Genomic DNA, 22,527 nt, shown 5'->3' with positions numbered 1-22,527 from the left:
AAGGAGCACCCGGGCGTGACCCCGGCGAACCACCGACGCCTGATGGCGAACCCTCCGCGCGAAACAGATCCCAATGCTCGATGAACAAGCTCCACTGACCGCACGACCAGGGCCGCCCTCCCGCCACGGGGGTCGGGAGGGCGGACCCGCACCAGCGACCACGGCACCGCCGACTACACGGAGGCCGTCGTCACCCTCACCTGGAGCGGTACGGACACCACCAAGCTGGTGGTCGACATGACCCGCGGCAGCCACAAGATCATCCACATCGGTGACAAGGGCACCGGCGGCAAGGAGCGCGCCCGCGTCCTAGGCGGGGCGCAACCGCAGCGTGCGGATCTCGAACGGCCGCAGGGTGAACGGGCCCGCCGTCTCGTACAGGGGCCGTTCGAGCAGGTCCGTCACCTCGGTACGGGTCACCGGGAAGCCGGCGGCCAGTTCGCACCGCGCCCGGCCGCCCCGCGACTCGTACAGCCGGACCACCACATCGCCGCTGCGGTCCTCCGCGAGCTTGACCGACTCGATGGTGACAGCCGGATCGTCGACGCTCACCAGCGGTTCGAGCGGCGGCACCTCGGCCGTCCGCAGGGGCAGATTCAGGGCCAGCCCCTCCGCGACGGCGTCCCCGACCCCCGCTCCCGGCAACAGCGCGTACGTGAACCGGTGCGTGCCCAGATCCGTCTCCGGGTCCGGGCTGTGCGGGGCGCGCAGGAGGGTCAGCCGTACGGTGGTGCCGAGGCCGTCGGCATGCGGCGTGCGGGTCACATCGTGGCCGTACGTCGAGTCGTTGAGCACGGCGACCCCGTACGACTCCTCCGCGACCCGCAGCCAGCGGTGCGCGCAGATCTCGAAACGGGCGGCGTCCCAGCCGGTGTTGGTGTGGGTGGGGCGGTGCACATGCCCGAACTGGATCTCGGCGGCGGAGCGTTCGGCGTGCACGTCGATCGGGAAGGCGGCCTTGAGGACCTTCTCGGACTCCCGCCAGTCGATGTCCGTCACGATGTCGAGGCGACGGCTCGCGGCCGTCAGGCTGACCTCCTGCGTGACGCGGGACGAGCCGAAGGCCCGGACGACGCGCACCACGGCCCGCAGTGGCCCGCTCTCCACGAGCTCCACCGACTCGGCGGCCGTCAGGTCCGTGTGCCTGCGCCGGTAGTGCCGGTCGATGTCCCAGGCGTCCCAGGCGTTGGGATGGTCGGGGTGGAGTTGCAGCAGATTGCCGGGGCCGCAGAGCACCTCCCGGCCGCGCGCGAGATCCTGCACGGAGCTGAGCAGTCCGTCACGGTCGACCGTGACCCGCAGCCAGGCGTTCTCCAGCACGATCGTGTCGCCGAGCCGTTCCACCCCGACGGTATCGCCGGACCGGGCGGCCGCGACCTCCGCACTGCCCAGCCCCGGTACCGTCACGAGCCGGTCCCCGACCACTTCCGTGCGTCCGTACGGTGAGGCGTTCAGCACGGCGGGAGTGCCCGGCCCCAGTGCCCGTACCGCATCCGCCGTGATCTCCTCCAGCTCCTCCAGCACCCGCGCGTACGTGTCGCGTGCCTCCCGGTGCACCCAGGCGATCGACGAGCCCGGCAGGATGTCGTGGAACTGGTGCAGCAGCACCGTCTTCCACAGCCGGTCGAGGGCGTCGTACGGGTAGGCGTACGACGGATCGCGTACGGCGGCCGTCGCGCACCACAACTCGGCCTCGCGCAGGGCGTGTTCCGACCTGCGGTTGCCCTGCTTGGTCTTCGCCTGGGTGGTGTAGGTGGCCCGGTGCAGCTCCAGATACAGCTCGCCGGACCACACCGGCGCGTGAGTCCCGTACTCCTCCTCGGCGGCCGCGAAGAACGCCGACGGCTTCTCGATCTCGACGCGCGGCGAGCCCTCCAGGGACCGCAACCGCCGTGCCTTCTCCAGCATTTCGCGGGTCGGGCCGCCTCCGCCGTCGCCCCAGCCGAAGGGGACGAGCGAGCGGGTGGCGCGGCCCTTGTCGGCGAAGTTGCGTTCCGCGTGGGCGAGTTCGCGGGCGTGGAACTCAGAGTTGTACGTGTCCACGGGCGGGAAGTGGGTGAAGACGCGGGTGCCGTCGATGCCCTCCCACCAGAAGGTGTGGTGCGGCATCTTGTTGGACTGGTTCCAGCTCAGCTTCTGGGTGAGGAACCAGCGGACGCCCGCGAGCTTCGCCAGCTGCGGGAAGGCGGCCGTGTAGCCGAAGGAGTCCGGCAGCCAGATCTCCTCGGTCTCGACGCCCAGCTCCTCCTGGAAGAACCGCTTGCCGTGCACGATCTGCCGGGCCAGCGCCTCACCGCCCGGCATGTTGGCGTCCGACTCCACCCACATGGAGCCGACGGGAGCCCAGTTCCCCTCCGCCACCGCCTTCTTGATCCGCTCCCAGATGTGCGGCTGGTTCTCCTTGACCCAGGCGTACTGCTGGGCCTGCGAGCAGGCGAAGACCAGCTCCGGGTAGTCGTCGGCCAGCGCGGTGACGTTGGCGAAGGTGCGCGAGGCCTTGCGGACCGTCTCGCGCAGCGGCCACAGCCACGCCGAGTCGATGTGGGCGTGCCCGGCCGCAGAAATCCGGTGCGCACTCGCCGAGGCGGGCCGGGACAGGACGTCCGTCAGCTCGGCGCGCGCGGCGGCCGCCGTACCGGACACGTCGTGCAGGTCGAGGGCGTCCAGCATGTTCTCCAGCGCCCGCAGGATCTCGTGCCGCCGCGACCCGTCCGCGGGCAGCTCGTGCATCAGCTCCGACAGGACCTCGATGTCGAGCACGAGGGCCCAGACGTCCTCGTCGAGTACGGCGAGATCGGCAGCGGCGAATCGGTAGATGGGCCGATCGCCCGCGGTCAGCACGTCCCCGAGGGGCGTCGGCTCGAATCCGTGCAGGACGGCCGGGTTGGCCGCCGCCTCCAGCAGCAGATGCACGGCCTCGCCTCCCCGCGCGGGCGCCCCGACGGTCAGATGCCGGTTGCGGGGGTGGATGCCCTTGAGGGGGACGCCCGCCGCGTCGTACAGCAGCCCCTCCGCCTGGAATCCGGGTCCGTCACCCGTGAACCCGGGGTCGATCACCACCTCCACCCGGCGGCCCGCCCACTCCTCGGGCACCCGGCCCTCGATGCGGAACCAACTCGTCGACCAGGGCTTTCCCCAGACCGTGCCGGCCGTGAAGGGCTCGTACGCGGCCTGCAGCGCCTGGTCCACGGGCACTGGCTCGCCGGGCACATGCCACGCGGACAGCACCAGCGGCACTCGGTCGGCGTACTGCGCGGGGCGCAGGAACTGCCGCAGGGCGCGCTCCAGGCGCCCCTCCACCAGCGAACGGTCGTCGTGCACAGCGGCTCCTCGGCGCTCGGACGGCTCTGTCCCCAGTGTCACTTCCCCACGGAGTTACCGCGTACCCGTGGACACCCAGGAGTTGGTTGACGATTCGACATGACTGTCGCGTTCCCGACGCGGGCATGGATCCCCGTGAACGTGTTCGAGCAGGAGGGAACCGGCATCGGCGTGCAGGCGGGGGTCATGAAGAGGCAGGCACGGGGAGGTGGCCCCATGGCCATGGGGACCTCCTCCGCGAAGGCAGTGGAGGAAGCGGCCGACGAGGTGACGGACCAGCCGGAAGGCGCACAGCTCAGGCGCAGGCTGGGCAGAGCGGACCTGCGGGCGGTTCCCGAGGCCCGCAAGGCGCTGAGGGAGCTCTTACGGCACTGGGGGAGGCCGGGAAGGTCCGAGACAGCCGAGCTGCTGACCAGCGAGCTCGTCACCAACGCACTCATACACACCGACCACGACGCGGTTCTGACGGCCACCCTCTCACCCCGCGGACTCCGCGTGGAAGTGAGGGACTTCGTGGGACGCAGGCCCAGTCTGCGGGTACCGGACGCCGACGACGGTACGCACGGCAGAGGCCTTGTCCTCGTCCAGTCCCTCGCGGACGCCTGGGGCGTACGGACGCACGGCGTGGGCAAGGCGGTGTGGTTCGAACTGGACGGCGGCGCGGTGTAGGACACTGCGCCGCCGCGGTTTTCCAGGCTCGGTTCTCTTCAGGGACCTCCTTCGGGGTCCCTGAAGGGTCGCCCTGAAGGGTCGCTCCGATTGGTCGCTCTGGAGGTGTCAGCCGAACTGCTGCTCGAGGTCCTTGAGCTTGCGCTCCAGGGAGTCGAGTCGCGGCAGGGCCATCGTGTCGTCCTCGGCGGTGAGGTCGACGGTGATCGGATCAGTGCTCTTGCGGACGGGCGTAAGGGAGGGCCGTGAGCGTACGGGCAGCTGCTCCGGGGTCGATATGGCAGGCTCCGCGGGGGCCTGGGCCGGCGCCCGCTCCACCGTCGTCTCGAGCTCTCGTCCGGCACCCCGGCCGACCAGGCCACGGTGGCCGCGGCTGAGCGCCTTCAGGTGCGCGCGCTCGACCCGCTCCTGCTCCCGGCGGCGCAGTCGGGTCTGCTCCTTCTGGCGGCGGTCCTCGCGCACCTCGTCCACGGCCTCGTCGAGGGTGCGGACGTTCTCCAGAAGCATCAGTGACCAGGCGGCGTACGTCTCACGGGGTGCGCGCAGCCAGCGGACGATGCGGATCTGCGGCAGCGGACGCGGGACGAGGCCCTGCTCACGGAGCGCGGCACGGCGGGTCTGCTTCAGCGCGCGGTCGAACAGGACCGCGGCCGACAGCGACATGCCCGCGAAGAAGTGCGGGGCGCCCGCGTGATCGAGACCGCGGGGTGCGTGCACCCAGTTGAACCAGGCGGCGGCCGCGGCGAAGGCCCACACGAGTATGCGGGAGCCGAGCGCCGCGTCACCGTGGCTGGCCTCACGGACCGCGAGGACGGAGCAGAACATCGCCGCACCGTCCAGGCCGAACGGGACCAGGTACTGCCAGCCGTTGGAAAGGCCCAGGTTCTGCTCGCCGAAGCCGACCAGGCCGTGGAAGGACAGGGCGGCGGCGACGGCCGCACAGCAGAACAGCAGCACGTACGAGGCGGTGCCGTAGACGGCCTCCTTGCGCCTGCGGCGCTCCTCGCTGCGCTCCCACGAGTCGTCGCTGCCGCTCGCGTTCTCCCCTGATCGCTTGCCGCGCGCGAGCACCGCCACCGCTGCCAGCAGTCCCAGGAGCAAAACGGCGCCAGGAAGCAGCCAGTTCAGCGATATGTCGGTCAGTCTCATCTGGGGTCCCTTGCATTGGGATAGGGCGTAACGCCCGCCATAGTGGCCCAATCCCGTCAGCCCTCAGGGGCTTTCGGGGCAAGAGGCCGCCAAGGGAGTGCAAGGGGATGCGCAGGGCGGCATTCTGCTCGAACTGCCCTGCGAGGGACGGGAGTTGAGTACGAATAAGATTACCCGTACGAGTGGTTCCGTGGAAAGTTCCCGCGACAAGTGAGGAAGTTGTGAATCGCCTTGGCTCAACTGGCGGTGGTAGCCGTCAACTTGGTCACGCGGTCCGCGTCGCAGGTCCGCGGGCAGGTGGCGCAGGTGTCCTCGGGGCGCAGGGTGTAGAAGAGGCAGCAGCTCGCCCGGTCGCGGGTGGGCAGCGATTCCCCGTTCGGGCCCGTCAGCTCACGGAACGCGGCGGAACCGACGTACGGCCGGGTCGCCCCCGGCAGCAGCAGCTCCAGCTCGCGCATCGCGCGCCGCTCCTCGCCGAGCAGATGGGCGACGTACCAGAGGCCTTCGACGACCTCGTCGGTCGCCATGCCCCACAGGGCCCGGCCGCGCCGCCGCATGCGCGGGCCGAAACCGCCGAGGACCGGCTCCAGGTGCTCGGCCACGGCGGCCCGCACCTCGGCCCGCAGTGCCTCCTCGTCCGGTACGACCCGGGCGCCGGGCAGGCCGGCCGCCGGGTCGTCGGGCAGACAGGCGAAGGTGGTGACGCGGACGGCCATGCGGCCGAGGGTGCGCTCGTATGTGACGTGCTCCACAGGGAGGCGGGGCACGCGGCGCCGCAGGAACCAGGGAACGGTGATGAGGAGACAGGCGGGCCAGGCGTACCGGTGCAGTCCGAAGCTGGCCACGACGTCCGGCCGCGCCCGCTGTCCGTAGTCCCGGATCACCTGTGTTTCGTCCCACGCGAGAAACGCGTCGAGGTCGGCCCCGCCCTCCGCGAGCCCGTCGGCGGCGATCCAGCCGCCGTCCCGCGGGGTCGCTTCCCCGTGCCTCAACTCCGTGACGCTCAGCCCCGGGAAAACCTCGGTCAGCTGGGCGTACGCGTCCGCGACGGCCGAGAGGGCCGGGCGTACGCCGGTGTCGACCGAGGTGCCCAAGGGCGGGGCGGGAGCGGACATGCGGGGGCCACCGCCTCACGGTCGTTGACAGGTAAGCCTTACCTTACCCGAACCCTCGAATGTTTGAACTGGCACCATGTGCGCCTATGGTGCTTGACGGACGGGTCGCAACCGCCGCATTGACCCCCAAGTACCACCAAGCCAGGAGGAGGGCCCCGTGGAGCAGACCGGTCCGCGCAGCGCGCACGGCTCCGCCGGGGCGGGGGTCCCGGACATCCGCATGCGGTCCGTCCGCGTGCCGTCGCAGCCGCAGGCCGCGGATGTGGAGCGGACGCGCCGTGCCGACTCGGGAGATGCCCGCACGGGCACGGGTGCAGGGACCGCCGCCGGGCCCGCCGCCACTGGGCCCGTCGCTGGGGCCGGGGTCGGAGCCGAGCCCGGGGCTCGGGGCGAGCACACGCACAGCGAGACGCCCATCCCGCGTCCGCGCGTCGAGGTCGCACGTCCCGTCGTGCAGCGGGCCTCCGTGCGCGGCCAGATCCTGGACGCCCTGCGCACCGCGCTCGTCGCGGGCGAGCTCGCGCCCGGAGAGGTGTACTCGGCGCCCGTGCTCGGCGAGCGGTTCGGGGTGTCCGCGACACCCGTACGGGAGGCGATGCAGCAGCTCGCCCTCGAAGGCGCCGTCGAGGTCGTACCCAACCGGGGCTTCCGGGTCGTCGAGCGCGGCACCCGCGAGCTGGCCGAACTCGCCGAGATCCGGGCCCTGATCGAGGTCCCGGTGATGCTGCGCCTCGCGCGCACCGTGCCCGCCGCGTGCTGGGCGGAGCTGCGCCCGCTCGCCGAGGCCACGGCGCGTGCGGCGTCCTCGGGCTGCCGTGCGACCTACGCCGAGTCCGACCGCGCCTTCCACCGCGCGGTGCTCACCCTCGCCGGCAACGAACAGCTGGTACGGATCGCGGACGACCTGCACCGCCGCGCCCAGTGGCCCCTCGTCGGCGGTCCCGTCTCCCGGGGCCGTGCCGACCTCGTGGCCGACGCCGCCGAACACAGTGCCCTCCTGGACGCGTTGAGCGCGGGGGACCTGCAGGTCGTGCAGTCCCTGGTCCGGGAGCACTTCGCGGGCGCGTCCTGACACCACGGCACGTGGTTGGCCGTACGCGCCCGTCCGCCTGCCCCGTAGTCGCCGGTACGTACCCTTCCGCCCGCCCCTGTCGCGAAACCGTACGGTCCGTGCAACACGCCCCGCCGCCGGGAACCCCGCGCGCCCGGGCCTGCGTGCCCCCGCATACACGGCGCAAGCCGCACCGAACCGGGGGAGAGACCGATGCCTGACCCGTCCTGGATGGCCCAGCAGCAAGCCCAGCAGGCCGCGCAGCAGGCCCAGCAGATCCACCAGAACCACGTACGCATACATCGCGAGATGCACGACATGGCCCGCCACACCGGCGCACCCCACATCACGCACCGCCCCACGTCGTACGGCGGCGGCGGAGGAGGCGGAGGCGGCAGCCTGCGCGGCTTCCTGACCCTCGTCGTGATCGTGGCCGTCGTGGTCTACGTGGCCCGCGACCCCGAACTCCGCGCGGAGGTCATGACGTTCGCCCGCAACCTCTGGGCGCAAATCCAGAGCAGCTAGGGCCTGTCCGGCGGTACGGCCAGCCACAGACTCCGCGCGAAGTCATCGACCTCGTCGAGGTGAGCGGCCAGCCAGCCGGGGTCGTCGGCAACCGTGCGGAGCGAGAGGTCGACTCCGAACTGCTCCGAACGCCAGGCGAAGTTGAGCGACATCATGAGTGAGCCTTCGCGGGATCCCCAGTAGCGCAGGGACCGGAGGCCCTCTCCCAGTCTCTCCGTCGTGAACGTGTCCACCTCGACCGGACGCACCGGGCTCTCCTGATCGGCCTGGACAGCCTCGCGCAGGCTTGCTGTGCGGTCGCCTTCGCTGGGAACCGTGAGGGCGTAGAAGGCCAGCGGGATCCGGCGCGGGTCAGGTGCGTAGAGGAACACCTGGTGGGCGGGGACCCGGCCGGGGATGCCCTCGGCCAGCATGTCCAAGCGCTGTGCGAGAGCGCGGACCTCGCGCCGCTTCGGGCGCTTCTCGCGCAGCCGCCACAGCATGTCCGCGTTCGTCTGCGCCCACTTCTGGCGGTCGTCGACGCTGTCCCACACCAGCGGCATGAGCAGCCACTCCGCGGGGTCGGAGTCCGTCTCGAGGAAGATCACTCGTAGCTCCAGCGGAAGGTGGTCATCACGGCGTCGAAGAGTTCCACCAGGACGTCGGCGAACTCGCTGCGGGGGTCCCCGTCGGCGATGGTGCTGAAGCACACGGTCACCGACTGCGCGACCGGGCTTCCCGGGACCGGGAGTGCGTAGTCGATGCGGCGGGAGGCGTGCTCGACCTCGCGCTCCGCGTCGGCGGCGACGACCTTGTCCATGCGGACGCCGTCGGCGCCGTCGACGGTCACCGGCTCGCTGCCCGCGCCGTCCGCCAGGAGCTGGGCCACGACATCGTCGCCTGCGACGTTCACTCCGGGGCCGGAGAGGGCCTCCGAGACGACGATCGAGGCGGCGACCAGCGTGCCATGGATCCGCTCCACCGGGAGGTAGAGCGTCAGCCCGCCTGCCTTGCGCGCCTGCTGGACAGCCTTGTTGAGCCGCTTGATCAGCTCCAGACGCGCCTTGATGACGTCGTCCTTCGGGATCTCCTCCGACAGATGGTCCACAGAGCGGTCGACGATCCGCCGCACGGCGTCGTCCGTGCCGTTCCGCAGGGGGATCATGTCCCAGCCTGGCGGGGGGACGAGCCGGTATCCGACCAGCGCCCGGGATGTGGTGGGGTTCGGACCCGGAGCCGGAGCCGGAACCGTACGCACGTCGTCGGAAAGGTCAGACACTCCGGAGCCTTTCCACGATCGCGGAGCCGGCCACCAGCAGCGGGGTGACGAAGGCACCGAAGACAGCGGGCCAGAACCCCGTCACGACCGCAGGCAGGACGAGGAGGCAGGAGACGGCGAGGGCATGGGTGAGGCCTGCCGGGCGGCGGCTGTGCCATGGGTGGCGCGTGAAGATCCACAGCACGCCGGCAATGCCCGCGGACACCACCGCTCGCTCGGTCCAGACCCAGACCGGGACGAACGCCCGCGGAGTAACCATGGCCAGCAGGAAGTACGCGACGATGAACACCGCCGGAACGATGACGCACAGGCGTGCCGCTGCTACGACGCCACCGCCGAGGCGGGCCACCACCGCCGAGTCGGCCACTGATCGGTTGGGGGACATCAGTTCATGACTTCCGTTCGTCGGGCTCGTGCTGTCTGACCATTGCTCAGCTCACCAGTGCGTGTCGACGGGCGGCTTCCAGGTGTTCGCCTTCCAGTCGTTGTATGTCTCGCTGAACGGCTTGTCCGGGGTGCCGAACTTTTCGTGCGCGGCGGCGATGGCGTCGCTCTGGCCGAAGGTCTTGTCGATCAAATCGGCGCCGGTACCGATGTAGGCGCCCGCGAGGGAGAGGCCGTAGCCGGCGTTGGCGCCTATGCGCGAGGCCGATGAGACGGCGTCGGGGAAGGCGGCGCCGTTCTTGGCGATATTGGCGTACAGGCTCGCGGCCTCGTCGTCGCCGAGGTTGGCGGCCTTGGCAAGCTTGCTGAGCTGCGGATCCGTGGAGATACGGCCGGCGTCGTCGAGGATCTTCTTCCGGATGAAGGTGCGCAGCTCGCGCGAGAAGGCCCGGGTCGCGTCGTCCGACGTGGTGGCAATGGTCCGGCCGAGCTCGTCCATGACGCGGGAGTGGGCGCGGATGCCGTCCTTGAGTTTGCCGACCCGCGAGACGGCGGCCGCTGCCTTGGTAGCCGAGTTCGCTCCCTTGAGCAGGGAGACGCCGAGGCGCCCCATGCCCATGGTGAGCAGGCCGACGGAATCCATGGCGACATCCATCCAGCTGGCGTCGCCGGAGGCCACGAGCAGCAGTCTGGTGCCGACCACGATCAATCCGGCGATCAGCAGAAAGACGGCGATGTTGAGACCGGGGATGAACATGGCGATGACGCCTACGATCGTCGCGATCCAGCCCAGGACGTCGATGACGACCTTGATCCAGTCCGCGTTCTCGTGCACCCAGCCCTTGATGTCGTCCCACCAGCTGTCCTCGATGACATCGTCGAGTTGGTCGCGGATCTGCTTCGCGTGGTGGCGGGCGCGGCTGTCGCGGTCTTCCTTGATGCGGTCGAGCTGGTCGCGGAAGTCGCGCAGCGGATCGCCCTCGTCGCCGCTCTCGGACGGCTTGGGCTTGTCGCTGTCACCGGACTGCTTCTTGGCCCTTTCGGCGTCGACTTCTTCCTGCTTCTCCTTGGCCCTGCGCAGGACGCCGTCGGCCTGGGTCTGGAAGTCCTCCAGGTCGTTGGCCCAGTTGGTGAGGTGTCCGTGGACGCGCTCGTAGCGGCCCGCGACCTCGCGCAGGTGCTTTTCGAGCGTGCCGGACTCTTCCTTCAGCTTTCCGGCGTACTTTCCCTTGAGCTCGTTGTCGTCGCCGATCCCGCGCAGCATTCGGGCCTGTTCGCGGAGCGACGCCGCGACGCCCTTCATGTGCTTCACCTCGGCGCGGATCTCCTCAGGATCCCCGGGTACGGGGTCGGAGTCGGCGAGCGGATTCCAGTCCCTGGGCCTGGTCTTGGACGATGTGACCACTGTTTCTTACGTCTCCCCGTTGCTGTGGTCGCCGGCCCCGGGTGGCGTGCTTACGCCCGTCGTCCTGTCCAAGGCCTGGCCTGCGTACCGGACGGCGCACACCACCATGGGGTCTCGCCGTCGGATCGGCAAGAGTTTACTTCTTCTTGTCCTTCTTCCCGTCGCGCAGGCCCTTGGCCAAATCGGCGTCCAGGCCCTCGAATGAGTCAATGGTGGATTTGACCAGTTTCCCTACGGTGTCGATGCTCTCCAGCATCTTTGCCCGGTAGTCGTCCCAGTTGTCCACGAACTCGTCCATCGTGTCGGTGATTTCACCGCTGCCCCAATAGGGGTGCATGTCGTCATTGCGATTTTCGATGTTCTTGAACTCCTTCCGCAGGCTCTTGAGTCGGGACTCGGATTCCACGAGAAGGTCGACGTTGACCTTGAGGTCTGAATCGTTTGCCATGGCCTGTACGTCCCCCGTGATACGAACCGTTCGGGCTCATCGGTTGATGGACCGGATCCTGGACGGTGACGTCCTGGTTGTTGCCGAAGGCGCCGTTGCGCCAGTCGCCCTGCTTATTTCTTATCAAGCGAGTGCTGTGGCGTGCGAATGCCTGGTTTCCTTCGACGGGGATCCTGTCGACCTTCTCCGCCTTCCGATCCTTGTGTGTATCCGTCCCGAACCCTCAGGCAGTGGCCGCAGGCGGTGTCAGTTGGCGTTCCAGCCACGTGGGCACGCCCCCGAGCAACCGGAACAGCCGCCCCGCCTCGGCGCGCAGCCGCGACGCCTCGGGCTCGGCCTCCGCGTCGGCCAGCGACGCCAACGCCGGGGCCGTCCCCACCAGGAACCCCAACTCCTCCCGAATCCGCAGAGATTCGGCGAACCCGTGCCGAGCCTCCGCCACCTCCCCGTCCCGCAGGGCGAGTCCGGCAAGGTGCCGCCAGGTGAAGGACAGCAGCAACGGGTCGTCGTGGGCGACAGCCCCCGCGTGCGCCCGCCGGTACGCGGCCCGCGCGGCCTGCGGCGACCGCGCCACGTTCTCGGCGAGCAGCCCCCGCCGGTAGTCGAGGAGGGCCCGCCCGGGCGCCCCGGGAGTGATCAGCGCGGCGGCCCGGCCGAGCGCGGCCCGCGCCTCGTCCGCCCGGTCGCGTACGCCCAGCAGCGTGGCCGCGTACGCGAGTTGCCCGCGCTCGCAGGCCGCCGCGCCCCGCTCGTCGTCGCTCCGCGCCACCGCCTCGGCCGTGCGCAGCGCGTCCTCCGCGTCGGCCCAGCCCTGCTCGGTGTACAGACATCGCTCGACGAGCAGCGAGGCCCTTTGCAGCGCCGCCTCCGCCGTATGCGGCTGGAGCAGCGCGGCGGCGTCTGCCCAGCAGGCACGCGAGCGCAGCCGCCATACCGCGGTCTGGAGTGGATCGTCCCCTGCAGTCGTTCCGGAACCAGACATGGCGGTTTGCGCCACGTTGCCCTCCCCGAGCACACCATTGAGCTGTTGAGTGGTGGCATCTCAGCACGGATCACGGGGCCCGGCCAAGGGGCTGGGTGAAGGATTTCACAAAGTCTCGGGCATCGGCGGCACTTGGGGAGGTCGCGGCCGCCGGGCCCGCGACCTCAGCTCATGCGCAAGGCCAGGAAGAAATCGAGCTTGTCCTCCAGGCGTGACAGGTCCCGACTCGTCAACTGCTCGATTCGGCCCACCCGGTAGCGCAGTGTGTTGACGTGCAGGTGCAGCCGCGTCGCGCAGCGCGTCCACGAGCCGTCGCAGTCCAGGAACGCCTCAAGGGTGGGGATCAGCTCGGCGCGGTGGCGGCGGTCGTAGTCGCGCAGCGGGTCCAGCAGCCGGGCGGTGAAGGCGCGGCGTACGTCGTCCGGTACGAAGGGCAGCAGGAGCACGTGCGAGGCCAGTTCCTGGTGCCCGGCCGCGCACACCCGGCCGGGCCGGGCGGCCGCCACCCGCCGTGCGTGCCGTGCCTCCTCCAGCGCACCGCGCAGCCCCTCCGCCGAGTGCACGGCGGCGCTGACGCCGATCGTGACCCGCCCGTCGTCGTTCAGGCCGGCCGACAGCGGGTCCCGTACGGCCTCCAGGAGCGTGTCGGCGACGAGACCGGAATCGGAGCCGTCGTGCTCGGACGCCATCGCGGGAAGGGGGACGAGCGCGATCGCCTCGTCGCCCGTGTGGGCGACGGCGATGCGGTCGGAGTGCTCGGGACCTGTCGCCAACGGGTCGACGAGGATCTCCTCAAGGAGCGACTGGGCGACCGGACCGCCCTCGATCTCCCCGCCGTCCCACTCGACGCGTGCCACGACCACCTGCCAGTGCGGCGCGGCGCCGAGGCCCGGCAGCAGCACCGGTGCGGCGACCCGCAGCCGGGCCGCGATCTCGGCGGGCGCGGCGCCCGTCTGCACCAGCTCCAGGACCTCCTGAGCGAGCCGCCGCCGCACCGTGCGCGCCGCGTCGCGCCGGTCCCGCTCCACCGCGACCAACTGCGTGACGCCCTGGAGCAGATCGAGCCGCTCCTCCGGCCAGTCCGCGGCGTCGGCCTCGACGGCGAGCAGCCAGTCGGAGAGCACCGTCTCGCGCACGTCCCGCGAGGCGCCCGTGGAGCGCCCGGACGAGCGGATCGGGAAGAGCGAGTACGTCGTCGTGCCGACCGTCGCCCGGTGCGGCCCCCGGCGCCCGGTGCGCGCAGCCGCAAGATGCTCGGCGGCCAGCTTGGCGCACGCGTCCGCGGGCAGTGCGGCCCCCGCGGCCTTCGGGCCCGCGATGGGCCGTCCCGTCGGGGACAGGACCCAGGCGCGCAGGTCGAGATCGCTGCCGAGCAGGTCCAGGACCACGTCGGGCCCGCCGCCCGCCGGGCCCGAGGTCATCATCCGGCGGTGCCGCTCCACCACGGCGGCCAGGTCCCCGGCGCGCTCGCCCGAGACCTTCCGTACGACGTGTTCGGTGATCGTCGCGAACGCCACCGACTCGTGCACGGCGAACAGCGGCAGCCGGTGCCGGGCGCAGGCCAGGACCAGGTCGTCCGGGATGTCCCCGAGCTCCGCCTCACCGGCGGCGAGGGCCGCGACCCCGGCGGCCGTGAGGATGCGCACGAAGGGCTCGGAGTCGGCGGCGTCGTGCCGCCAGGCGAGGCCGGTGAGGACCAGCTCGTCGCCCGCGAGATAGCGGCTGGGGTCCTTGAGGTCCGTGGTCATCACACCGCGTACGGTGCGGTCGAGCTCGTCCTCGCCGCCGAGCAGCCGCAGCCCCAGCGCATCGGTGTCCAGCAGTGCGCGCAGCCGCATTTCGTCGCCGCCGTTCTTTGTCTCGAAATCTACGATGGATCTGGTGGTGAGGACGCCGCGAGGGGCTTCTCCGACCGCATGGGTCCGTGCCCTGGACGTGAAGAGCGTGCTCACTGTTTCCAGGGCAAAACAGAGAGATTTCTGATGACCTCCGTTCATATGAATCTACAAGATGGGCGTCCTGGTCAGCCAACTCCTTCATGGTTTCGGTGACTGACCCCGGCGCTGGACAGCGCTGTGTACTGAGCCCAATCCGCGTTAACGCCTCATGAACGAGCCGGGCCCGCCGCACACGAACTGGCTCGAGCGGACCAGCCACGATACGAAGAAGAGAGCCACTCATGGACTTCCTTCGCCCCGCCAGCTGGGAGGAGGCGCTCGCCGCCAAGGCCGAGCACCCCACCGCCGTGCCGATTGCGGGTGGCACCGATGTGATGGTCGAGATCAACTTCGACCACCGCCGGCCCGAGTACCTCCTGGACCTGAACCGCATCGGTGAGCTGAGCGAGTGGGAGGTGGGCGAGGAGAGCGTGCGCCTGGGCGCCTCCGTCCCCTACACCAAGATCATGGAGAACCTGCGCGGCGAGCTCCCCGGCCTGGCCCTGGCCTCCCACACCGTGGCCTCCCCGCAGATCCGCAACCGCGGGGGCGTCGGCGGCAACCTCGGCACCGCCTCCCCGGCCGGTGACGCCCACCCGGCCCTCCTCGCCGCGGGCGCCGAGGTCGAGGTCGCGTCCGTACGCGGATCCCGGCTGATCCCGATCGACGACTTCTACACCGGCGTCAAGCGCAACGCGCTCGCCGCCGACGAGCTGATCAGGGCCGTACACATCAGGAAGGCGGACGGCCCGCAGCAGTTCTCGAAGGTCGGCACCCGCAACGCGATGGTGATCGCGGTGTGCGCCTTCGGGCTGGCCCTGCACCCCGAGACCCGCACGGTCCGCACCGGCATCGGCTCGGCCGCGCCGACCCCGGTCCGCGCCAAGGCCGCCGAGGAGTTCCTGAACGCGGCGCTCGAAGAGGGCGGCTTCTGGGACAACGGAAGGATCATCACGCCCTCGGTCGCCAAGCAGTTCGCGGACCTGTGCTCCGCCGCCTGCAACCCGATCGACGACGTCCGGGGCACGGCGAGCTACCGCCGCCACGCGGTCGGCATCATGGCCCGCCGCACGCTGACCTGGACCTGGGAGACGTACCGCGGCACCGCCGCCCGCACGGAGGGAGTCGCGTGATGCGCGTCCATTTCACGGTCAACGGCCGTCCGCAGGAAGCCGACGACGTCTGGGAGGGCGAATCCCTTCTGTATGTGCTGAGGGAGCGCCTGGGCCTGCCCGGCTCCAAGAACGCCTGCGAGCAGGGCGAGTGCGGTTCCTGCACGGTCCGCCTCGACGGCGTGCCGGTGTGTGCGTGTCTGGTCGCGGCCGGACAGGTCGACGGCCGCGAGGTCGTCACGGTCGAGGGGCTCGCGGACTACGCCAGGCAGCGGTCCGAGGGCGGCTGCGCGTCGGGTGCGTGCGGTTCGGCGGGCGGTTCGGCGGGCGCGTCGGGCACCTCCGGGACGTCGCTCGACGAGGCCAGGGGCTGGGTCGCCCAGGGCCACGACTCGCAGGCCGGTGAGGGGGCTCAACTCTCCCCGATCCAGCAGGCGTTCATCGACGCGGGCGCCGTGCAGTGCGGCTTCTGCACCCCGGGTCTGCTGGTCGCGGCGGACGAGATGCTGGAGCGCACCCCGAACCCGACCGACGCGGACATCCGCGAGGCGCTCTCGGGCAACCTGTGCCGCTGCACCGGCTACGAGAAGATCATGGACGCGGTCCGCCTGGCGGCCGCCCGGCAGTCTGAGGCGGTCTGACGATGGGTACCACGGGTACGACGGGTACGACCGGTACGCCCACCAGCATCACGCAGGGCTCCAGGACCACCGGCGGCATCGGCGAGTCCACGCTCCGCCCGGACGGCATCCTCAAGGTCACCGGCGAGTTCGCGTACTCATCCGACATGTGGCACGAGGACATGCTTTGGGGCCAGATCCTGCGCTCCACGGTGGCCCACGCCGAGATCGTGTCGATCGACACCTCCGAGGCTCTCGCGCAGCCCGGCGTCTACGCCGTCATGACGTACGACGACTTGCCGACCGACGTGAAGAACTACGGCCTGGAGATCCAGGACACCCCGGTCCTCGCCCACGGCAAGGTCCGCCACCACGGCGAGCCGGTCGCGATCGTCGCCGCCGACCACCCGGAGACCGCGCGCCGCGCGGCCGCCAAGATCAAGGTGGAGTACCGCGAACTGCCGGTCATCACGGACGAGGCGTCCGCGACCGCGCCCGACGCGGTCCTCGTCCACGAGGGCCGCACCGACCACCACATCGGCCACGTCCCGCACCCGAACATCGTGCACCGCCAGCCGATCGTCCGCGGCGACGTCGAAGAGGCCGCCCAGAAGGCCGACTTCATCGTCAGGGGCGAGTACACCTTCGGCATGCAGGACCAGGCCTTCCTCGGCCCGGAGTCCGGCCTCGCCGTGCCCGCCGAGGACGGCGGCGTCGACCTCTACATCGCCACCCAGTGGCTGCACTCCGACCTGCGCCAGATCGCCCCGGTCCTCGGCCTGCCCGAGGACAAGGTGCGGATGACGCTCTCCGGTGTCGGCGGGGCGTTCGGCGGACGCGAGGACCTGTCGATGCAGATCCACGCCTGCCTGCTGGCGCTGCGCACCGGCAAGCCGGTCAAGATCGTCTACAACCGCTTCGAGTCCTTCTTCGGACACGTCCACCGCCACCCCGCGAGGCTCTCCTACGAGCACGGGGCGACCAAGGACGGCAAGCTCACCCACATGAAGGCCCGGATCGTCCTGGACGGCGGCGCCTACGCGTCGGCCTCCCCGGCGGTCGTCGGCAACGCGGCCTCCCTCGGCGCGGGCCCGTACGTCATCGACAACGTCGACATCGAGGCCATCGCCCTCTACACCAACAACCCGCCCTGCGGCGCCATGCGCGGCTTCGGCGCCGTCCAGGCGTGCTTCGCGTACGAGGCGCAGATGGACAAGCTCGCCGACGCGGTGGGCATGGACCGGGTCGAGTTCCGCCGGCTCAACGCCATGTCGCAGGGCTCGCTCCTGCCGACCGGGCAGGTCGTCGACTCGCCGGCCCCGGTGGCCGAACTCCTGCGCCGCGTCAAGGCGATGCCGATGCCGCCCGAGCAGCAGTGGCTAGCGGCCGGCGAGGAGGCCGACGTACGGCAGCTGCCGGGCGGCCTCTCCAACACCACCCACGGTGAAGGCGTCGTACGCGGTGTCGGCTACGCGGTCGGCATCAAGAACGTCGGCTTCTCCGAGGGATTCGACGACTACTCGACGGCCAAGGTCCGTATGGAGGTCGTCGGCGGCGAGCCGGTGGCCACCGTGCACACCGCGATGGCGGAGGTCGGCCAGGGCGGCGTCACCGTCCACGCGCAGATCGCCCGCACCGAGCTGGGCGTCACCCAGGTGACCATCCAGCCGGCCGACACGCAGGTGGGCAGCGCCGGTTCGACGTCCGCGTCGCGTCAGACGTACGTCACCGGAGGCGCAATCAGGAACTCCTGCGAGCTGGTGCGCGAGAAGGTCCTGGAGATCGGCCGCCGCAAGTTCGGTTCGTACCACCCGGCTTGGGCCACCGCCGAACTCCTGCTGGAGGGCGGCAAGGTCGTCACCGACGGCGGCGAGGTCCTCGCGGACCTGGTGGACGTCCTGGAGGACGGCTCCGTCGAGGTCGAGGCCGAGTGGCGGCACCGTCCGACGGAGGCCTTCGACCTGTGCACCGGCCAGGGCAACGGCCACGTCCAGTACTCCTTCGCCGCGCACCGCGCGGTCGTCGAGGTGGACACCGAGCTCGGGCTGGTCAAGGTCATCGAGCTGGCCTGCGCCCAGGACGTCGGCAAGGCGCTCAACCCGCTGTCCGTCGTCGGCCAGATCCAGGGCGGTACCACCCAGGGCCTGGGCGTGGCGGTCATGGAGGAGATCATCGTCGACCCCACGACGGCCAAGGTCAGGAACCCCTCCTTCACGGACTACCTGATCCCCACCATCCTCGACACGCCGACCATCCCGGTCGACGTGCTCGAACTCGCCGACGACCACGCGCCGTACGGGCTGCGCGGCGTCGGCGAGGCCCCGACCCTGTCGTCCACCCCGGCCGTCCTCGCGGCGATCCGGAACGCGACGGGTCTGGAGCTCAACCGGACGCCGGTACGCCCCGAGCACCTGACGGGAATCGAGTCCGCGTAAGACCCTCCGGGCGGCGCACGGAACGTCACACACTCCGCGCCGCCCGGAGTACTCCAGCACCGCACCGCTCGCGGTCGTTGCAGGAGACCCTTGAACTGCTCGCCGGACTGGTCCCGGCGAAGCGCGAGCAGCCCGGCGACGACATGACGACCGCCCTGATCGCGGCCCGCGACGAGGAGGGCTCGCGGCTCAGCGAGACCGAGCTGATCGACACGCTCCTCCTCGTCATCGGCGCGGGCCACGAGACGACCGTCAATCTGATCGGCAACGCGGTCCACGCCCTGCTCAGCCACCCCGACCAGCTCGCCCGTGTCCTCGGCGGCGAGATCCCCTGGAGCGACGTCATCGAGGAGACCCTGCGCTGGGCCCCCCTAGATCGCCGGCCTCCCGCTGCGGTACGCCGTCGAGGACATCAAGCTCGCCGACGGCACGCTGATCCCGCGCGGCGACGCGATCCTGGCGACGTACGCGGCGGTCGGACCCGACCCCGTGCGGCACGGCGAGACCGCGGGCCGCTTCGACATCACCCGCACCGACAAGGAGCACCTCGCCTTCGACCACGGCGTCCACTACTGCGTCGGCGCCCCACTGGCCCGCCTGGAGGCCTCCGTCGCACTCCCGGTGCTCTTCGAGCGCTTCCCCGGGCTGAGCCTCGACGAGTCGGAGGGGCCCGCGCCCGTTGCCGAGTCGTTCATCGGCCACGGCTTCCGGACGCTGCCCGTACGGCTGAAATGACGCCACTTCGGGGTCGGTACGCCGTACGAGGGAAGGCTGTAGCCCTCCCCAGGCCGCCGCCTCGATCGTCAGGCCAGCCGGATGGTGCCGTCGGCCACGGTCACCTCGGCCGCCGGCAGCGGCTTGGTCGCCGGGCCCTCCGCCACGCCGCCGTCCGTGATCTTGAACTTGCTCTTGTGGCAGGGGCACAGGATCTCGCCGTCCTGCACCTTGTTCACCGTGCAGCCCTGATGGGTGCAGATCGCGGAGAAGCCCTTGAAGTCGCCCGACGTCGGCTGGGTGACCACCACCTTCGCCTTCGCGTAGACCATGCCGCCGCCGACGGGGATGTCGGACGTCTTGCCCAGCACCGTGCCGCCCGTGCCGGCGGCCTTTGACGGAGCGCCACTCTGCGTGGGGGTCGCGGTGTTCTGAGAGGGTGCCTGTTCCTTGTCGTTGGTGCCGCACGCGGTGAGCGCGGCCGCGAGTCCCGCGGTCCCCACCCCCGCCACGACGGTACGGCGGTTCACATCTCCTGGAATGCCGGACGTCTCGGCCATGCGTCACTTCCTGTCGGATCGTCTCGGACCGGCTGGCGAAGATCGCCACCCGGAGCGTGAGATTACGCTTCCGCCCACCGCATGGATCAGAAGCGCCACTCGCTCAACATCCGTATGGCGGACGGGACTAACGAGACAGCCCAGAGCAGCGCACAGGCCTCTCGCGGAGCCAGGGGCCTGAGTCGTCTGTGGCGATCGCCGACTGCGGGGTCAGGGCGTGGTGTCGAGATCCACGTCGAGGTCCTCGGTCTCGGTCCAGAAGCTGTCGTCCGCGTCCTGGAGCCGGGAGGCGGCGTGCTTCATGTGACTGCGCGCCGCGGCGCGGGCCGCCTCGGGGTCGCCGGACTCGATGGCGGCCAGGATGGCGTGGTGCTCCAGCCGGACCGCTTCGATGAAGTCGCAGCGGCGCGCCTCGTTCGCACGGGTGACGCGGATCCCGCTGCGCGCCACCTCGCCGAGGTACCGCACCGTCGAGACCAGCACGGCGTTGCCCGTCGACTCGGCGATCGACCGGTGGAAGGCGAGATCCTCGTCCACGCCGTCGCCGCCGGACGCGACCGCCGCGTCGATCGCGTCCAGGGCCTGATGCATACGCGAGAGGGCGGCCGGCGTGGCGCGGATGGCCGCGAGGGAGGCCGCCTCGCCCTCCATGGCGGAGCGGACCTCCACGATCTGCAGCACCTTGGACTTGGTGTCGGCGGACTCGCCCTCGAGGTCGAGCGGTCGCGTGCGCCGCGGCAGGACGAACACACCGAGGCCCTGGCGTGGCTCGACCAGGCCCGCGGTACGGAGCCGCGAGACGGCCTCGCGGACGACCGTGCGGCTGACGCCGAGCTGCTTGACCAGCTCCACCTCGGTCGGCAGCTTGTCGCCCTCGGCCAGCCGCCCGGACTCGATCTCCGCCGCGAGTATCGCGGCGACCCGGTCCGTGAGCCGCACGGGACCGCTCACCTTGGAAAACATGGTCTTCAGTCTATCGGTCCGAGTTCGGGCGCCCCGTGGCGAGCGGTTCGGCGGCCGCGACCGCGTCGGCATGGTCGGCGAGGTAGTCCCGTACCACCGACTCGAAGCTCGGGTCGGGTTCGAGCCCGAGCGCCGCGGCGCGCGCGTTGTCGAAGGCGGCGGGCCAGGAGCCGACGATGGCCTCGACGCCGGGATCGGGCGTGATCGTCACCAGGTCGGCGACGGCGTCGCCGGCCACGCGCCGCAGTGTGTCCAGCATCTCGGCGACCGAGACCGTGAGCGCCGGAAGGTTGACCGGGATATTGCCGTCGAGCAGGCCCGGGCCGTCGCCGCGCTCGAGCTCCGCGACGCGGAGGATTCCCTCGACCGTGCGCCGCGGTGAGGCCAGGGCCACCCGCAGGGCGGGATCGACCGGGCAGACGGCCGGCAGGCCCGCGAGGGGCTCGCGGATGATGCCGGACAGGAAGCCGGACGCGGCCGCGTTCGGCTTGCCCGGTCGGACCGACACGGTCATCAGACGGGTGACACGTCCGTCGACGAAGCCGCGGCGGGTGTATTCGGCGACCAGCTGTTCGCAGACGAACTTCTGAATGCCGTAGCTCGACCGCGGCGTCGGCAGGGTCGCCTCGCTGACCACCGGCGGCAGCGGCAGCGCCGGGTCGCTGCCGTAGACCGCGACGCTGCTGGAGAACACCACGCGCGGCAGCGGACCGCCGGCGGCGGACTGGGCCCGGGCGGCTTCGAGCAGCGCTCGGGTCGTGTCCAGGTTGGCGCTCATGCCGAGGTCGAAGTCGGCCTCGCACTCGGCCGACACGGCGGAGGCGAGGTGGATCACCACGTCCACCGGCTCGGCGAACAGCTCGTCGAGGCGGTCGGTCAGATCGCCCTGCACGATGTCCACGAGCGGGTCGCCCGCCAGCTGCGACGAGGCGTCCACGAACCGGTCGGCGAGCACCAGCCGGTCGATCGGGGCACCACGGAACGTCCGCCGCTCCAGCAGCGCGCCCGCGACCTGCCGTCCCAGGAAGCCGAAGCCACCCGTGATGACAATCCTCATGTGTTGTCTCCTCGGTAGTCGTTCAGCCAGCCGAGACCTTCGCTCGTGCCGGTACGGGGGCGGTATTCGCAGCCGATCCACCCGTCGAAGCCCAACGCGTCGATCACGTCGAAAAGGTGACGGGCATTCAGCTCGCCCCGGTCGGGTTCGTGACGGTCGGGCACCCCCGCGATCTGCAGATGGCCGACCCGGCCCGTCGGTACGTCGCGGCGCAGGGTCGTCGTGAGGTCGCCCTCGACGATCTGGCAGTGGTAGAGGTCGAGTTGGACCTTGAGGTTCGGGGCACCGACTTCCTGCACCACCGAGTGGGCCTCGGCCTGCCGGGTCAGGAAGTAGCCCGGCATGTCGCGGCCGTTGATCGGCTCGATCAGGATGTCCACGTCCGCTGCGGCGGCTCGTTCCGCGGCCCAGGCGAGGTTGGCCAGGTAGGCCGCGCGGTGCCGGGCCGCGTCCGCGGGCGTGGCGGCGGGCTGCACCAGCCCGGCCATCATGTGCACCCGCGGACAGCCCAGCGCCGCGGCGTACTCCAGTGCCCGGTCGATCCCGGAGCGCGCCTCCTTCTCGCGTCCGGGCAGCGCGGCGATCCCGCGCTCACCGGAGTCCCAGGCTCCGGGAGGCGCGTTGAACAGCACCTGCCGCAGGCCGTGGTCGTCGAGCCGGCGGCGCAGCTCGGTGGCGTCGTACTCGTAGGGGAAGAGGTACTCGACGGCTTCGAAGCCGTCCGCCGAGGCCGCGGCGAAGCGGTCGAGGAAGGGGTGCTCCGTGTACATCATGGACAGGTTCGCTGCGAACCTCGGCATGGTGACTCCTGTAACTCCTGTG

General features: G+C 70.8%; 20 protein-coding genes and 1 pseudogene. 7 read left to right on the top strand and 14 right to left on the bottom strand.

The genetic code is table 11. The features are described 5' to 3' along the window. Positions 1–309: 309 nt before the first annotated feature. Positions 310–3,321: an alpha-mannosidase gene (locus tag C4B68_RS08695; RefSeq protein WP_099498809.1), complete on the bottom strand. Its 3,012-nt coding sequence runs from the start codon at positions 3,319–3,321 to the stop codon at positions 310–312. Between the two features lie 216 nt (positions 3,322–3,537). On the opposite strand from C4B68_RS08695, the gene C4B68_RS08690 reads away from it, so the two are divergent. Then, positions 3,538–3,990 carry an ATP-binding protein gene (locus C4B68_RS08690; RefSeq protein ID WP_257217180.1) on the top strand — a complete coding sequence of 151 codons (453 nt, stop codon included), beginning with the start codon at positions 3,538–3,540 and terminating at the stop codon, positions 3,988–3,990. A gap of 108 nt (positions 3,991–4,098) precedes the next feature. On the opposite strand, the gene C4B68_RS08685 is transcribed toward C4B68_RS08690, so the two are convergent. Together C4B68_RS08685 and C4B68_RS08680 are read right to left on the bottom strand one after the other, a co-directional pair. Beyond that, a complete protein-coding gene (locus tag C4B68_RS08685; RefSeq protein WP_099498808.1) occupies positions 4,099–5,139 on the bottom strand; it encodes a DUF2637 domain-containing protein in 1,041 nt (346 codons plus the stop codon). Between the two features lie 236 nt (positions 5,140–5,375). Continuing rightward, positions 5,376–6,254 (bottom strand): (2Fe-2S)-binding protein, encoded by an 879-nt coding sequence (locus tag C4B68_RS08680; RefSeq protein WP_099498807.1) that lies wholly within the window; start codon positions 6,252–6,254, stop codon positions 5,376–5,378. Between the two features lie 157 nt (positions 6,255–6,411). Here C4B68_RS08680 and C4B68_RS08675 point away from each other — a divergent pair, with 157 nt between their 5' ends. Both C4B68_RS08675 and C4B68_RS08670 read left to right on the top strand, forming a co-directional pair. Further along, entirely contained in the window at positions 6,412–7,326 is a 915-nt protein-coding gene (locus tag C4B68_RS08675; protein WP_240634260.1) for a GntR family transcriptional regulator, read from the top strand. A gap of 192 nt (positions 7,327–7,518) precedes the next feature. After that, the gene (locus tag C4B68_RS08670) at positions 7,519–7,830 is read left to right on the top strand and encodes a hypothetical protein (protein ID WP_099498806.1); all 312 of its coding nucleotides are present in this window, start codon (positions 7,519–7,521) and stop codon (positions 7,828–7,830) included. Here the strand turns inward: C4B68_RS08670 and C4B68_RS08665 are convergent. The 7 genes from C4B68_RS08665 to C4B68_RS08635 form a co-directional block, all read right to left on the bottom strand. After that, positions 7,827–8,417, bottom strand: a complete 591-nt coding sequence (locus C4B68_RS08665; RefSeq protein WP_099498805.1) for a hypothetical protein — start codon at positions 8,415–8,417, stop codon at positions 7,827–7,829. The genes C4B68_RS08670 and C4B68_RS08665 overlap by 4 nt on opposite strands. Beyond that, on the bottom strand, positions 8,414–9,088 hold the full coding sequence (locus tag C4B68_RS08660; protein ID WP_099498804.1) for a hypothetical protein: 675 nt from the start codon (positions 9,086–9,088) through the stop codon (positions 8,414–8,416). Before C4B68_RS08660 ends, C4B68_RS08665 begins: the two co-directional genes overlap by 4 nt. Next, on the bottom strand, positions 9,081–9,473 hold the full coding sequence (locus C4B68_RS08655; protein ID WP_143674224.1) for a hypothetical protein: 393 nt from the start codon (positions 9,471–9,473) through the stop codon (positions 9,081–9,083). Before C4B68_RS08655 ends, C4B68_RS08660 begins: the two co-directional genes overlap by 8 nt. 51 nt (positions 9,474–9,524) lie before the next feature. After that, positions 9,525–10,877 (bottom strand): DUF308 domain-containing protein, encoded by a 1,353-nt coding sequence (locus C4B68_RS08650; protein ID WP_099498802.1) that lies wholly within the window; start codon positions 10,875–10,877, stop codon positions 9,525–9,527. A 136-nt stretch (positions 10,878–11,013) separates the two neighbouring features. Next, positions 11,014–11,325 (bottom strand): hypothetical protein, encoded by a 312-nt coding sequence (locus C4B68_RS08645; protein WP_099498801.1) that lies wholly within the window; start codon positions 11,323–11,325, stop codon positions 11,014–11,016. 223 nt (positions 11,326–11,548) lie between these two features. Next, positions 11,549–12,322 (bottom strand): hypothetical protein, encoded by a 774-nt coding sequence (locus C4B68_RS08640; protein WP_099499033.1) that lies wholly within the window; start codon positions 12,320–12,322, stop codon positions 11,549–11,551. Between the two features lie 149 nt (positions 12,323–12,471). Continuing rightward, complete coding sequence (locus tag C4B68_RS08635) at positions 12,472–14,145, bottom strand: PucR family transcriptional regulator (RefSeq protein WP_099498800.1); 1,674 nt, start codon at positions 14,143–14,145, stop codon at positions 12,472–12,474. Positions 14,146–14,486: 341 nt separating this feature from the next. On the opposite strand from C4B68_RS08635, the gene C4B68_RS08630 reads away from it, so the two are divergent. From C4B68_RS08630 to C4B68_RS08615, 4 genes and pseudogenes are all read left to right on the top strand, one after another. Beyond that, complete coding sequence (locus tag C4B68_RS08630) at positions 14,487–15,377, top strand: FAD binding domain-containing protein (protein ID WP_099498799.1); 891 nt, start codon at positions 14,487–14,489, stop codon at positions 15,375–15,377. Further along, the gene (locus C4B68_RS08625; RefSeq protein WP_099498798.1) at positions 15,377–15,997 is read left to right on the top strand and encodes a (2Fe-2S)-binding protein; all 621 of its coding nucleotides are present in this window, start codon (positions 15,377–15,379) and stop codon (positions 15,995–15,997) included. Before C4B68_RS08630 ends, C4B68_RS08625 begins: the two co-directional genes overlap by 1 nt. A gap of 2 nt (positions 15,998–15,999) precedes the next feature. After that, positions 16,000–18,411 carry a xanthine dehydrogenase subunit D gene (gene pucD, locus C4B68_RS08620; RefSeq protein ID WP_099498797.1) on the top strand — a complete coding sequence of 804 codons (2,412 nt, stop codon included), beginning with the start codon at positions 16,000–16,002 and terminating at the stop codon, positions 18,409–18,411. A gap of 95 nt (positions 18,412–18,506) precedes the next feature. Then, a pseudogene (locus C4B68_RS08615) lies at positions 18,507–19,146 on the top strand (cytochrome P450); the annotation flags it as partial. A 68-nt stretch (positions 19,147–19,214) separates the two neighbouring features. Here the strand turns inward: C4B68_RS08615 and C4B68_RS08610 are convergent. The 4 genes from C4B68_RS08610 to otnI form a co-directional block, all read right to left on the bottom strand. Next, the gene (locus C4B68_RS08610; protein ID WP_099498796.1) at positions 19,215–19,685 is read right to left on the bottom strand and encodes a Rieske (2Fe-2S) protein; all 471 of its coding nucleotides are present in this window, start codon (positions 19,683–19,685) and stop codon (positions 19,215–19,217) included. 210 nt (positions 19,686–19,895) lie between these two features. Further along, positions 19,896–20,648 (bottom strand): FadR/GntR family transcriptional regulator, encoded by a 753-nt coding sequence (locus tag C4B68_RS08605; RefSeq protein WP_099498795.1) that lies wholly within the window; start codon positions 20,646–20,648, stop codon positions 19,896–19,898. Positions 20,649–20,658: 10 nt separating this feature from the next. Further along, a complete protein-coding gene (denD, locus tag C4B68_RS08600; protein WP_099498794.1) occupies positions 20,659–21,705 on the bottom strand; it encodes a D-erythronate dehydrogenase in 1,047 nt (348 codons plus the stop codon). Then, a complete protein-coding gene (gene otnI, locus C4B68_RS08595; RefSeq protein ID WP_099498793.1) occupies positions 21,702–22,505 on the bottom strand; it encodes a 2-oxo-tetronate isomerase in 804 nt (267 codons plus the stop codon). The genes denD and otnI overlap by 4 nt, the downstream gene beginning before the upstream one ends. Between the last annotated feature and the right edge of the window lie 22 nt (positions 22,506–22,527).

Source organism: Streptomyces dengpaensis, assembly GCF_002946835.1.
GTDB classification, from domain to species: Bacteria; Actinomycetota; Actinomycetes; order Streptomycetales; family Streptomycetaceae; genus Streptomyces; species Streptomyces dengpaensis.
This window is presented reverse-complemented; position numbering and strand designations above follow the sequence as displayed.

Bases quoted from the DNA above. Each gene is read 5' to 3' on its own strand.
- C4B68_RS08685 (WP_099498808.1), bottom strand. From the start codon at position 5,139: ATGAGACTGACCGACATATCGCTGAACTGGCTGCTTCCTGGCGCCGTT.
- C4B68_RS08625 (WP_099498798.1), top strand. From the start codon at position 15,377: ATGCGCGTCCATTTCACGGTCAACGGCCGTCCGCAGGAAGCCGACGAC.
- C4B68_RS08630 (WP_099498799.1), top strand. From the start codon at position 14,487: ATGGACTTCCTTCGCCCCGCCAGCTGGGAGGAGGCGCTCGCCGCCAAG.
- C4B68_RS08635 (WP_099498800.1), bottom strand. From the start codon at position 14,145: ATGCGGCTGCGCGCACTGCTGGACACCGATGCGCTGGGGCTGCGGCTG.
- C4B68_RS08680 (WP_099498807.1), bottom strand. From the start codon at position 6,254: ATGTCCGCTCCCGCCCCGCCCTTGGGCACCTCGGTCGACACCGGCGTA.
- denD (WP_099498794.1), bottom strand. From the start codon at position 21,705: ATGAGGATTGTCATCACGGGTGGCTTCGGCTTCCTGGGACGGCAGGTC.
- C4B68_RS08690 (WP_257217180.1), top strand. From the start codon at position 3,538: ATGGCCATGGGGACCTCCTCCGCGAAGGCAGTGGAGGAAGCGGCCGAC.
- C4B68_RS08655 (WP_143674224.1), bottom strand. From the start codon at position 9,473: ATGTCCCCCAACCGATCAGTGGCCGACTCGGCGGTGGTGGCCCGCCTC.
- otnI (WP_099498793.1), bottom strand. From the start codon at position 22,505: ATGCCGAGGTTCGCAGCGAACCTGTCCATGATGTACACGGAGCACCCC.
- C4B68_RS08645 (WP_099498801.1), bottom strand. From the start codon at position 11,325: ATGGCAAACGATTCAGACCTCAAGGTCAACGTCGACCTTCTCGTGGAA.
- C4B68_RS08610 (WP_099498796.1), bottom strand. From the start codon at position 19,685: ATGGCCGAGACGTCCGGCATTCCAGGAGATGTGAACCGCCGTACCGTC.
- pucD (WP_099498797.1), top strand. From the start codon at position 16,000: ATGGGTACCACGGGTACGACGGGTACGACCGGTACGCCCACCAGCATC.
- C4B68_RS08605 (WP_099498795.1), bottom strand. From the start codon at position 20,648: ATGTTTTCCAAGGTGAGCGGTCCCGTGCGGCTCACGGACCGGGTCGCC.
- C4B68_RS08670 (WP_099498806.1), top strand. From the start codon at position 7,519: ATGCCTGACCCGTCCTGGATGGCCCAGCAGCAAGCCCAGCAGGCCGCG.